The sequence below is a fragment of the Aquimarina sp. TRL1 genome (assembly GCF_013365535.1).
GTDB classification, from domain to species: domain Bacteria; phylum Bacteroidota; class Bacteroidia; order Flavobacteriales; family Flavobacteriaceae; genus Aquimarina; species Aquimarina hainanensis.
Genome location: NZ_CP053590.1, coordinates 2144179 through 2156481 on the forward strand (window position 1 = coordinate 2144179; position 12303 = coordinate 2156481).

Here is a 12303-nt window from a genome sequence, read left to right on the forward strand (position 1 = left end):
AATACGTTGGGAACCGATTTTTTAAATGACAAAAAGGGAAGTTATCGCTAGAAAACTTCCCTTTTTTGTATCTTCGAATTTTTGAAAAATTATGATGAAATGGGAACAACTCCTATCCTTAAAACGATATGGAGATACGAATAAACGACTTCGAAAAGATCAGGACGAAACCAGATTGGGGTTTGAAGTAGATTATGATAGAATTATTTTTTCTTCGGCTTTTAGAAGCTTGCAGGATAAGACACAGGTGATTCCATTATCAAAAACTAGTTTTGTGCATACGCGATTGACACATAGTTTGGAGGTGTCTGTTGTAGGGCGTTCATTGGGGCGAGTGGTAGGGAAAAAAATACTGGAAAAACATCCGTACTTGCAAGAAGAACACGGGTACCAGGTAAATGATTTCGGAGCGATAGTAGCTGTAGCATCCTTGGCACATGATATTGGAAATCCACCTTTTGGACATTCGGGGGAAAAAGCAATTGGGGAGTATTTCAAAACAGGAGCAGGAAAGCAGTATAAATCTTCTTTGACACCAAAAGAATATCAAGATCTTATCGATTTTGAGGGAAATGCAAATGGATTTAAGATTGTTACAGAGTCCAGAGAAGGAGTAGAAGGAGGATTGCGACTTTCTTATGCAACCTTGGGAGCTTTTACAAAATATCCAAAAGAATCACTGCCTAAAAAACCAACGAAGGAGATCGCTCATAAAAAATTTGGATACTTTCAGAGTGAACGTTCTTTTTTCGAAGATGTCGCTGCAGAAGTGGGGCTGATAAAAAGAAAAATTGAAGATGAATATACCTATTGTAGGCATCCATTAGCGTTTCTGGTAGAAGCAGCAGATGATATTTGTTATACTATTATTGACTTTGAAGATGGGATTAATCTGGGGTTGATAGAAGAGGAGTATGCTTTAGAATATTTAATTAATTTGGTAAAAGGAGCGATTAATACCGCTAAGTACAATAGCCTTTCTTCCACAGCAGATCGCTTAAGTTATTTAAGAGCCTTAGCGATTAACACGCTTATACAAGAGGCGGCAAGTGTTTTTATAGCGAATGAAGAAAAAATATTATCAGGGGAATTTCATCAGGCTTTGATAGAAAAAAGCAGGTATGAAGCTCAGATTGAAGATATATTGCAACTGAGCAGAGATAAAATATATCAAAGTCAGGAGGTGATCGAAAAAGAAATTGCAGGATATGAGATTCTGGCAACCCTTTTGGATCGATATTGTACTGCGGCAACTCATTATCATACCGGGGCGAGTTCTAATTATGATAAACTTATTCTAAAATCCGAAGAAGGGAATTTTGATTATAAGAATGAAAATTTATACACCCGTTTGATTAGTATTAGTAATTATGTGGCGAGTCTGACAGATGGAAATGCACTGTTGAAATATCAAAAAATAAGAGGACTTAAGGTGTAAAATATAGAGAAAACAGCCAATTAACATTGGCTGTTTTTTTTATCTGTATTATGAGGTGTAATGTAGCTTTTCTCTGATTGTTTTAGTAATCCCTTCAGTAGCAATCCCACAATATTGATGGAGTTCTTCTATAGTTCCGTGATGGATGAATTCGTCAGAGATCCCTAAAGAAGTAATATCAGGAGAATATGTTGATTGATTTGCCATGTCGAGAATACTACTGCCGAAACCGCCTTTAATAACTCCATCTTCTACCGTAATAATTGTTTTGTAAGTAGAGAAAATATGATCTAGAAGGGGTTGATCCAGGGGTTTGATAAAGCAGAAGTGGTAATGTGCGACTTCAGTAGGGGTGCTGATCTGCTGGATAGCATTTGTTACATTTCTTCGGATTGTTCCGGTAGATAGAATGGCTATGCTTGTTCCGGTTGTCAGTTGTTTTGCTTTTCCGACAGTGATTTTTTTCATGGGTTTCCTCCATTCAATAATTTCCCCCCTGCCTCTGGGATATCGGATAGCTATAGGATGTGGTAGTCCTAATGAAGCAGTATATAGTAAATTTCGCAATTCGATTTCATCTCCTGGAGCAGCGATTAGTATGTTAGGGATACAATTGAGATAAGCAATGTCAAATACTCCATGATGTGTAGCACCGTCTGCTCCAACCAAACCAGCACGATCTACGCAAAAGACTACCGGCAGGTTTTGTAGGGCAACATCGTGAATAACTTGGTCGTAGGCTCGTTGCAAAAAAGTGGAATAAATTGTACAAAAAGGAATTAGTCCCTGTGTTGCCATTCCTGCAGCCAATGTTACGGCATGCTGTTCTGCAATTCCAACATCAATAGCCCGCTCTGGCATCTCCTCCATCATATATTTCAGAGAACTTCCCGTAGGCATAGCAGGAGTGATTCCGACAATTTTTTTATTCTCTCTGGCAAGGTCCACTAGAGTGTAGCCAAAAACATCCTGAAATTTAGGAGGTTGTTTCTTGTTACTTTTAGGAATGAGATCTCCTGTTCTTGCATCAAATTTTCCAGGAGCATGGTAGGTAACCTGATTTTCCTCTGCTTGTTTTAATCCTTTGCCTTTTGTTGTTATAATATGCAATAGTTTGGGACCGTTAATAGATTTTAACTGTTCCAGAGTTTCGCATAATTTAGGAAGGTCATGACCATCAACAGGACCAAAATAATCAAAGTTAAGTGCTTCTATAATATTATCTGTTCTGGGTTTGAACCCTACTTTTGCCTTGGTTAAATATTGTTTTAAGGCGCCTACGCTAGGATCAATACCAATGGCATTGTCATTGAGAATAACCAGCATATTGGTATTTGTTACTCCAGCGTGATTAAGCCCTTCAAAAGCCATTCCACTGGCAATAGAGGCATCTCCAATGACAGCAATATGTTGTTTTTGTAGATTTTCTTGTAGCCTTGATGCAATAGCCATTCCTAAAACCGCAGAAATAGAAGTAGAAGAATGACCGACACCAAAGGTATCATATATGCTTTCGCTCCTTTTTGGGAAACCGCTAATGCCATCGTACTGTCGGTTTGTGTGGAACACGTCTTTTCTGCCAGTCAGGATTTTATGAGGGTATGCCTGATGTCCTACATCCCAGACCAATAAGTCTTCAGGAGTATTAAAAATATAATGTAGCGCTATAGTGAGTTCTACAACTCCCAGACTAGCCCCTAAATGACCTTCTTTAGTAGCGACAATGTTAATGACAAAATCGCGTAACTCCTGTGCTAATAGAGGTAATTGTTCGAGAGTTAATTTCCTAAGGTCTTCGGGAGACTCAATATGCGAAAGTAAAGAATCTTTCACCAGATGATATTTTGATTAAACATAATAAACTATGCGGAGTTTATAAAAATAGTTGCTAGTACAAAAATATCATTTTTAAGATGTTTTCTTGTAATCTTTTGTAATAAGAGCTGACGAGAAGTTGCGGATTATATAAGAGCAGAGGAATATAGCTTATTATCGGCAGAAGATTTTTGTAGGAGACTTGTGATGAGAATGTTTTGTAGTGAAGTGTATCGTTGTTTGGCAAGCTGAATTTGTTTAGATTTACTCGATAATCGAGATGTGGATACTCTGGGAACTTATTTTCGAATTAATGTCTGTTTCTTAATAGAAAGCCTTTCTGGATGAGGGAGAACTGTTGTGAGTTTGTTAGGGTCGGCATTTTGAGGAACAACCATGGAGGGGAAACTCTCCGTTTTTTAAAATAAAGAAGAAAAATATGTTAGACCCATTTGATGATGCACATTTTATGAGAAAAGCGTTGATGGAGGCTGAAGCAGCGTATGAAAAAGGAGAAATTCCGATAGGAGCGGTGGTGGTTGTAGCAGATAGGATTATTGCCAGGGCGCATAATCTTACCGAGTTATTGAATGATGTGACAGCCCATGCAGAAATGCAGGCAATTACAGCTGCAGCAAATTACCTGGGAGGAAAATACCTCAAAGAATGCACATTGTACGTAACGATAGAACCTTGTCAGATGTGCGCTGGAGCCCTTTATTGGAGTCAGATAGGAAGGATTGTTTACGGAGCTAGAGATCATCAGAGAGGATGTATTGAAATGGGAACAAAATTGCACCCAAAAACTACCATGGAAGGAGGCGTTATGGAAGAAGAATGTAGTGCTATTCTCAAGCGTTTCTTCATCGAGAAAAGGAACCTTAATTAATACCTCAAAGGATAGTCCTGAGAGCACCTTTTGTACAAACTTTTATTCTCAGGTAATTCCTGGACGTTAAAAACTCATATAGGAAGCATACATCATGAAAAATACAATTGCAGAAAGAATTCAGGATTTTTTAAAACAATTCCCTCCTTTCGAAAAATTTCAAAAAGAAGACTTGTTAGAAGTCGCAAAGCAAATTCGGGTGCTGTATGTAGAGAATAAAGAATATATCTTTCGGCAAGAAGAACCATGTCATGATGAGTTTTATATTGTTCGGGAAGGAGCTATAGGATTGTATAGAGGAGGTGCAGAAGATGCTAATCTGGTCGATGTGTGTGATGTGGGAGATATGTTTGGCTTGCGTATTATGATTATAAAGAAGAATTATCGCATGTCAGCAAGAGCAGATGAAGAATCCATTGTCTATGCAATTCCGGCGAAGGTCTTTGATCCTTTTATTCAAAAAAATACAGAGGTTAATCGTTTTTTGTTAGAGACGTTCGCGTCTCATGCCAGAAATTACTATACGGAGAATGAAGAAGGGCAAAAAGTAGATAATACGATATCATTAGAAGCAGCAAAGGACTTATCATCATTGCGAAGTGTTTCGTATCGCAAAAAGCCAGTGACCTGTTCCATAGACGATACAGTACAGGATATTGCTAGAAAAATGGCAAAGTACAGGGTGAGTTGTATTATTGCAGTTAGTAGTGAAATGTATCCGCTAGGGATGGTGACAGACCGGGACCTTCGGGTTAAAATTGCAACCGGAGAATTCCCAATTCATGCTTCTGTAGGGGAGATAATGACATCTCCTGTGGTTACATATGCCAAAAGCCTCACTATTGTAGAAGCGCAAATCGCATTGATCAAAAATGAAATAGGATATTTGTGTATTACCAAAGATGGTACGCGAAATAGTAAATTGATTGGTATTTTGACCGATCACGATTTGGTCGTTTCTTTTGGGAATAACCCATCGGTTTTAATAAAAGAGACAAAACGGGTAAAACAGATAAAACAGCTTCGATATATACGACAGCAAACAGAAAAATTGTTGGAGCAGTATTTAGAGCAGAATATTTCTACCATCCACATTCTGAATATTATTTCGGAGATTAACGATGCGGTGATTACACGTGTGATTGATCTTGCGATTCAAGAGATGTCAGTTCCTCCTCCGGTACAATTTGGTTTTTTGGTTCTGGGGAGTCAGGGGAGACGGGAGCAGTTGTTATTGACAGATCAGGATAATGCGATTGTTTTTGAAGATGTAGCGGAGAAAGATTATGAAGCAACCCAGCATTATTTTATGGTATTGGCTACAGAAATAACCAAAGGGTTGCATTCGGTAGGATTTGAATACTGCCCGGCAGAAATGATGGCGAGTAATCCTCGATGGTGTATGTCGCTATCCAAGTGGGAAGAGCAATTCGAAAGCTGGATGACCAAACCGAGTGAAGAAGGTACTTTGTTGTCGTCTATTTTTTTTGATTTTCATCACCTGTATGGTGATCCAACCCTGGCTGATCGATTATCAGATGTAGTATTTGAAGGGGTGAATAAAAGCAATCGCTTTTTGAGTTTATTAGGAGTTAGTGCCTTAGATAAACCTTCACCGCTTGGGTTTTTTAAACAATTTCTGGTGGAGCAGAACGGAGAACATAAAGATTCTTTTGATATCAAAACCAGAGCGATGATGGTTCTTATTGATGCCGCGAGAATATTAGGGCTGTATTACAATCTGAAAAATGTGAATAATACAATTCTCAGGTATGAGAAACTGGCAACTTTAGAACCTAATAACAAAGAACTTTTTGAGAGTTGTGGAAAGGCATTTCGGGTATTGATTAAGTTCAGAACCAAGCAAGGGTTGATTCATCAGGATTCAGGACGATTTATTCAGCTGAATCAACTAAGTAAAGCAGATAAACTGAGACTTAAAAGATGTTTTAAGCCAATACGGGATATTCAGGAATTGTTAAAGCATAGATTTCATTTAAATGCATATATGTGATTTGGTGTAAAATGAATTTGATATCTTTATAAGTAATGAGGCTTTGGCAGCAAAAAAATAAAAAAGAAGTTCCTGTTTTTTGGAAGGATTACGCACGGCTTTTTGATAAAAAAAGAAAGTATCAGCAAGTCGAAGAAGAGCGAATCATTGCGTTTGATACAGAGACCACTGGTTTTAATTACAAAGAAGATCGAATTTTGTCTATTGGAGCTGTTGCTGTAAAAGGAAAGGCGATTAATGTTTCGGATCAGTTAGAATTGTATTTAGAACAGGAAGTTTTTAAATCGGAAACAGTGGCTATTCATGAGATCAGGAAAAATCATAAATATGATAAAGTTTCCGAAAAGAAAGCATTGGAATTATTTTTAGACTATGTGCAGGATGCTGTTTTGATAGCGCATCATGCAGAGTTTGATAAGAAAATGATCAATGCTGCATTAAAACGACATGAACTGGGGAAATTAAAAAATAAACTATTGGATACAAGTGTCTTGTTCCGTAAAACGAAGCATAAAATTTATACGATGCATGATCCGGAGAAGCATTATAGTTTGGATGAGTTGTGTATGGATCTGAAAATATCCAAAAGTGACAGGCATACCGCTTCAGGAGATGCGTTTATTACAGCCATAGCTTTTTTAAAAATACTTGGAAAGCTTAAAAAGAATGGGAAAGTATCAATGAAAGGACTCTTTCGAATAAAATAAGCAGAGCCATTAGATTCTTAGAGGTAAAAATGCTGTTGTAATATACGGTGATGTATTAGTGGTACTAAGGAAGGTGTAATTTCTTGCTTTTTATAAAGTCTTTATGGGAACAATCCATGCTTTATGAAAAAAAGAATCCTTTTTATAGTATTGCTATATGCTGTACAAGTGTGGTCTCAGGAACAACACCTGATTCAGGGAGTTGTTATGTCTAATCAACAGAAGCTATCAGGAGTTCATGTGCTGAACCTATCCAGACAAGAAGGAGGAATTACGGATGAATACGGACGATATCAGTTAATAGCAGCAGCAGGAGATACTCTTTCTTTTTCTGCGATACAATATGTAACTAAAAAGATAAAGATTACCCGTAAAGAACTAATGGAGGAACGTTTAGATGTTTTATTACGTGAAAATGTAAATGAATTAGATCCGGTATTATTGTCAGATCAAAAACTCAGTGGACAATTAGAAGAAGATGCAAAAAATATAAAGACATATGAACAGTATTTTCCTTTGTGGAATGCTGAAGAGGTGATTCGTGCTATGCCTGTAGTTAAGGATGATGCGCAATCTCCGGTAAAAAATCAGGTATTTAGTGATGGGACTGTAGCTACGCCTTTGAATTTTATAGCAATAGGAAAGCTGGTGGCAGGTTTTGTAAAGAAAAAGAAGAAGAAAAAGAAAAGACCAAAGAAGTTTATCCCTCTTTCAGCGATATATGATAAACAGTTTGTGATACATAAAATCGGAATACCTGAGGGGGAGTACGAATCATTTGTTTCGTATATTCATAGTCAGCCCGGAACTCAGGAAGTATTCAGACATCCCGATCAGCTGATTGTTTTGGAGTATTGTATAAAGATGGCAGCACATTATCGCAAACAATAAAGCCCTGTAATAACAGAGCTTTATGATTTGAAACTGTAAATTATATTTTGTTAGCCGTGGAGTACTCTTACTCTGGCTGCAATAGTTCCTTTTTTTCCTTTTTCTTCGTCATACGCTACTTTGTCCCCTTCATTAAGAGCTTCTCCGTTAAGTCCAGATGCATGAACAAAGATGTCTTTTCCTGTTTCGTCGTTTGTAATGAATCCATAACCTTTTGACTCATTAAAAAATTTAACTGTTCCTTCCATTTTGTGTGATAATGATTTTAATATAGTCTTAAAGGTAGGCTTAATTATGGGAAGTGTTGTTATAAAAAAGTAAATATTTTTTAAAAAAATGTTTTTGTTGGTTCATCAAGCAAGATTTTAAAGCCTTGAAGAGAGATTCGAAATTAAGGTTTGCGGTGCTAAATCTTATGAACTTGTTTTCAGGGATTTTGTCCGATAATTGAGTGTTGCGTGTTTTGGAATTTTCTTTGTTTCCTGTAAGGAGCGTTCTGAGGCGACTTACTTTTTTTCGTCCGAATTAAAATCTCTCATCTTTTTTAAATTCTCATCAGTAAGCATGTAATCTTTTACCTTTTTATCTTTCCATCGGTGGTAGATAAAAAGAGGCATAAGAAGAAAGGAAGCGATGAGAATACTAATGCCAATACATTTATCCCCTGTAGGGTGATTTCCTGTGTTTTTGAAGTAGTAACCTACGCCGATTCCGATAGTTACTGCGATGAATAAAAAACGAATTATATATTTCATAGGTCTGGTATTGCTGTTTTTCTATGCTTTTTTTATCGGGTAAAATTAATCAACTTTCTTCTATATACGGTAAGGAGTTTTGATTTAGAAATAAATCCATAATATTGGTCGTTTTTGAGAACAGGAAGATTCCAGGCTCCTGTATTTTGAAATTTTTTCATAACTGTTTTGGCAGCATCTTTTTCAAGTTGTATAACTTCTTCTGCTTGTCTCATTAACATTTCTACAGTGGTGGTTTTATAAAGCTTGGTATCAAACATGATCTCCCGGATATCATCTAGTAATACAATTCCTAAAAGAGCATTGTGTTCATCTACTACGGGAAAAATATTTCGGTTGGATTTAGCAACTGCTTTATGGAGTAGTTCTTCCAGTGTTTGATTGGGAAGTACGGAGATAAAATTCGTTTCTACAATGCTTTCTATATTTAGAAGGTTAAGAACTGTTTGATCTTTATTATGAGTAAGGAGTTCTCCTTTTTCGGCCAGTTCCCGGGTGTATATTGTATAATGAACACTACTTCTGGAAATGCTGAAAGAGATAGCAGCCGTGATCATTAGGGGGACGAAGAGTTCGTAGCTGGTAGTAATTTCTGCAATTAGGAAGATGGATGTTAATGGGGCATGTAGTACTCCTGCAATCAGACCAGCCATTCCTAGAAGGGTGAAGTTGGCTTCAGATACTTGTATTCCGATTCCTAGATTATTAATCACTTTAGAAACCACATTGCCTAAGGCACTACCCATTACCATAGTTGGGATAAAGATCCCTCCACAACCACCTGCAGCAAAAGTAGTGGTCATTGCGATTGCTTTGAAAATAGTGATCCCAAAAAGGAGTGCAATAGCCACCCAAATATTACTTTTGGGAATATCAAACGGAGTTTTTCCCAAGGCGGTAACATGATCTTCGTGCAATAAATTGTTGATAAACCCCAGACCTTCTCCATATAAGTTGGGAATAAAATATAGCATGATTCCAATGGCAATTCCTCCGATTAATAAGCGATGTAATTTGTTCGAAAACTGATTGAAAAATCGCATAATGCCGAAATACATTTTGGTGAAGTAAATAGAAGCAAAAGCGGTTCCTATACCTAACAAAATGTAAAAAGGAGTATCATAGATGCTGAAAGTTTCTAATACCTCAAATTTAAACAATACTTCATCCCCTAGAAAAAAGTAGGAAGTGATAATTGCAGAAACAGAGGCGAGAAGTAATGGTAGTAAAGAAACCAGTGTGAGATCCAGACTAAAGACCTCTACAGCAAAGACCAATCCAGCCAGAGGGGATTTAAACACAGCAGAAATAGCTCCGGCTGCAGCACACCCGATCAACAGAATTCTTGTTTTTCTATCCATGTGGAATAATGTACTGATGTTCGAACTGATGGCAGCTCCTGATCCGATAGCAGGTCCCAAAAGCCCAACAGAACCACCAAATCCAACAGTAATAGGAGCAAGAAGTAATGGAAAATATGATTCCATATGTTTCATAATACCATTTTTTTTGGATAAGGAAAAAAGAATAGAAGGGATTGCCGAAGTAATTTCTTTTCTGAACAAGTACTTTGTGAGAGTAAAGACGATAAAAAGACCGGCAACAGGAATAATAAAATAAAAGGAAGATTGCCAGGAGATAATATCACTTTCCAGAATGTCCTGTAGTAAGTGGGTACTGTTTTTTAGGAAAACAGCTCCTAATCCCGAAAGAAAACCAACAAGAATACTTAGTAATAGAATAAAATTTTTATTGGAGATATGTCGATATCTCCAGATAAGAAAACGATATAATATGTTCTTTTTTGATGATCCCATATGATAACTGCTACCAGAACAATATACAATTCGTATTGGTATAAAAAGGAAATATATAAAGATAGCAGCCTTCAGGGAGATCTGCTAATCGATATGAAAAAAAATCCCGCCGGATAAGGCGGGATCGTTTTTTATAGATCTAATTTGATGTTTAGTTCTTTTAGTTGCTCGCTGTCCACATTGGCAGGAGCGTCGATCATTACATCTCTTCCGCTGTTGTTTTTGGGGAAGGCGATAAAGTCGCGAATGGTTTCTTGTCCACCCAGAATTGAAACCAGTCGGTCAAATCCGAAAGCAATTCCTCCGTGAGGAGGAGCTCCATATTGGAAAGCATCCATTAGGAAACCAAATTGTGCTTTAGCTTCTTCAGGAGTAAACCCTAAATGGTCAAACATTAACGCTTGTGTTTCCTTATCGTGGATACGAATAGATCCACCTCCGATTTCGTTTCCGTTCAGAACCAAATCGTATGCATTAGCTCTTACTTTTCCGGGATTCGTATCTAGTAAAGGAATATCGTCCGGTTTTGGAGAGGTAAACGGGTGGTGCATTGCGTGATATCTCTCTGTTTCTTCATCCCACTCCAGTAATGGAAAATCGACTACCCATAAGGGGGCAAATTCTTCAGGATTTCTAAGCTGTAATCTTTCTGCCAGTTCCATACGAAGTGCACTTAATTGCGAACGTACTTTATTAGCCTCTCCTGATAGTACACAGATCAGATCTCCAGGAACTGCTCCTGTTTTTTCTGCCCATTTTTTTAAGTCTTCCTGATCGTAGAATTTATCTACAGAAGATTTAAAACTACCATCTTCATTATATTTTACATATACCATGCCCTGGGCGCCTATCTGCGGTCTTTTTACCCAGTCAATGAGTTTGTCAATTTCCTTTCGGGTATATGAAGCCCCACCGGGAACTGCAATAGCTACTACTAAATCAGCCTCATTAAATACTTTGAAATCTTTGTGTTGTGCAATAGCATTTAGTTCTCCGAATTTCATCCCGAAACGGATATCAGGTTTGTCATTTCCATAGGTCTTCATTGCTTCATCATAGGTCATTCTTGGAAATTCTGTGATGTTCACTCCTTTGATTTCTTTGAGAAGGTGTTTGGTTAGCCCCTCGAAAATAGAAAGAATATCTTCCTGTTCTACAAAAGCCATTTCACAGTCAATCTGTGTAAATTCCGGTTGTCTGTCAGCTCGTAGATCTTCGTCTCTAAAACATTTTACAATCTGAAAATATTTATCCATCCCTCCGACCATCAATAACTGTTTGAAAGTTTGAGGAGATTGAGGAAGTGCGTAAAATTGCCCCTCATTCATTCGAGATGGAACGACAAAATCTCGTGCCCCTTCGGGAGTAGATTTGATAAGGTAAGGAGTTTCTACTTCAATAAAACCTTCTTGAGATAGGTAGTTTCTTACCTTCATACCTACCTGATGACGAAACAGTAGGTTGTTTTTTACCGGATTTCTGCGAATATCCAGATACCTGTATTTCATTCGGATGTCTTCTCCTCCGTCTGTAGTATCTTCAATTGTAAAAGGAGGAACCAGTGCTTCATTAAGAACGGTTAACTCTTTTACTAAAATCTCTATGGCTCCAGTAGGAATGGCGTCGTTTTTAGATTCCCGCTCAATAACATTCCCTTTTACCTGAATAACAAATTCACGTCCCAGCTTTTTCGCTTTTTCAGTAACGTCCTTGGGAGTTCTTTCCTCATCAAATATCAATTGTGTAATACCATACCGATCTCGAAGATCGACCCATATCATAAATCCTTTATCACGTATTTTTTGAACCCACCCGGCAAGAGTGACTTCTGTATTGATATCTGAAGAGCGTAGTTCGCCGCAAGAATGACTTCTGTACATAGTTACTTAGTATTAAAGCTGCAAAAATAAGAAGATTTACCCGATAATCGAGAGTTGAATGCCCTTAGACTTGTCTCGAAATTAAAAATCATTTCCA

General features: G+C 37.5%; 10 protein-coding genes. 5 read left to right on the forward strand and 5 right to left on the reverse strand.

Going from position 1 to position 12303, the window contains the following annotated elements; translation table 11 throughout:
* The first annotated feature begins 94 nt into the window (after window positions 1-94).
* Window positions 95-1438: a deoxyguanosinetriphosphate triphosphohydrolase gene (locus tag HN014_RS08780; RefSeq protein ID WP_176031070.1), complete on the forward strand. Its 1344-nt coding sequence runs from the start codon at window positions 95-97 to the stop codon at window positions 1436-1438.
* 48 nt (window positions 1439-1486) lie between these two features.
* On the opposite strand, the gene HN014_RS08785 is transcribed toward HN014_RS08780, so the two are convergent.
* The gene (locus tag HN014_RS08785) at window positions 1487-3271 is read right to left on the reverse strand and encodes a 1-deoxy-D-xylulose-5-phosphate synthase (RefSeq protein WP_176028508.1); all 1785 of its coding nucleotides are present in this window, start codon (window positions 3269-3271) and stop codon (window positions 1487-1489) included.
* 421 nt (window positions 3272-3692) lie between these two features.
* On the opposite strand from HN014_RS08785, the gene HN014_RS08790 reads away from it, so the two are divergent.
* From HN014_RS08790 to HN014_RS08805, 4 genes are all read left to right on the forward strand, one after another.
* Window positions 3693-4142, forward strand: coding sequence for a nucleoside deaminase (locus HN014_RS08790; RefSeq protein ID WP_176028509.1), 450 nt, complete (start codon window positions 3693-3695; stop codon window positions 4140-4142).
* 94 nt (window positions 4143-4236) lie between these two features.
* Window positions 4237-6156, forward strand: coding sequence for a DUF294 nucleotidyltransferase-like domain-containing protein (locus HN014_RS08795; RefSeq protein WP_176028510.1), 1920 nt, complete (start codon window positions 4237-4239; stop codon window positions 6154-6156).
* 35 nt (window positions 6157-6191) lie between these two features.
* Window positions 6192-6863, forward strand: a complete 672-nt coding sequence (locus HN014_RS08800; RefSeq protein ID WP_176028511.1) for a PolC-type DNA polymerase III — start codon at window positions 6192-6194, stop codon at window positions 6861-6863.
* A 123-nt stretch (window positions 6864-6986) separates the two neighbouring features.
* Window positions 6987-7754, forward strand: a complete 768-nt coding sequence (locus tag HN014_RS08805) for a carboxypeptidase-like regulatory domain-containing protein (RefSeq protein WP_176028512.1) — start codon at window positions 6987-6989, stop codon at window positions 7752-7754.
* Window positions 7755-7804: 50 nt separating this feature from the next.
* Here HN014_RS08805 and HN014_RS08810 read toward each other — a convergent pair whose 3' ends face one another.
* The 4 genes from HN014_RS08810 to aspS form a co-directional block, all read right to left on the reverse strand.
* Window positions 7805-8002: a cold-shock protein gene (locus tag HN014_RS08810; protein ID WP_176028513.1), complete on the reverse strand. Its 198-nt coding sequence runs from the start codon at window positions 8000-8002 to the stop codon at window positions 7805-7807.
* Window positions 8003-8260: 258 nt separating this feature from the next.
* A complete protein-coding gene (locus tag HN014_RS08815) occupies window positions 8261-8509 on the reverse strand; it encodes a hypothetical protein (RefSeq protein ID WP_176028514.1) in 249 nt (82 codons plus the stop codon).
* Window positions 8510-8541: 32 nt separating this feature from the next.
* Window positions 8542-10326, reverse strand: coding sequence for a chloride channel protein (locus HN014_RS08820; RefSeq protein WP_176028515.1), 1785 nt, complete (start codon window positions 10324-10326; stop codon window positions 8542-8544).
* A gap of 131 nt (window positions 10327-10457) precedes the next feature.
* On the reverse strand, window positions 10458-12206 hold the full coding sequence (gene aspS, locus HN014_RS08825) for an aspartate--tRNA ligase (protein ID WP_176028516.1): 1749 nt from the start codon (window positions 12204-12206) through the stop codon (window positions 10458-10460).
* Between the last annotated feature and the right edge of the window lie 97 nt (window positions 12207-12303).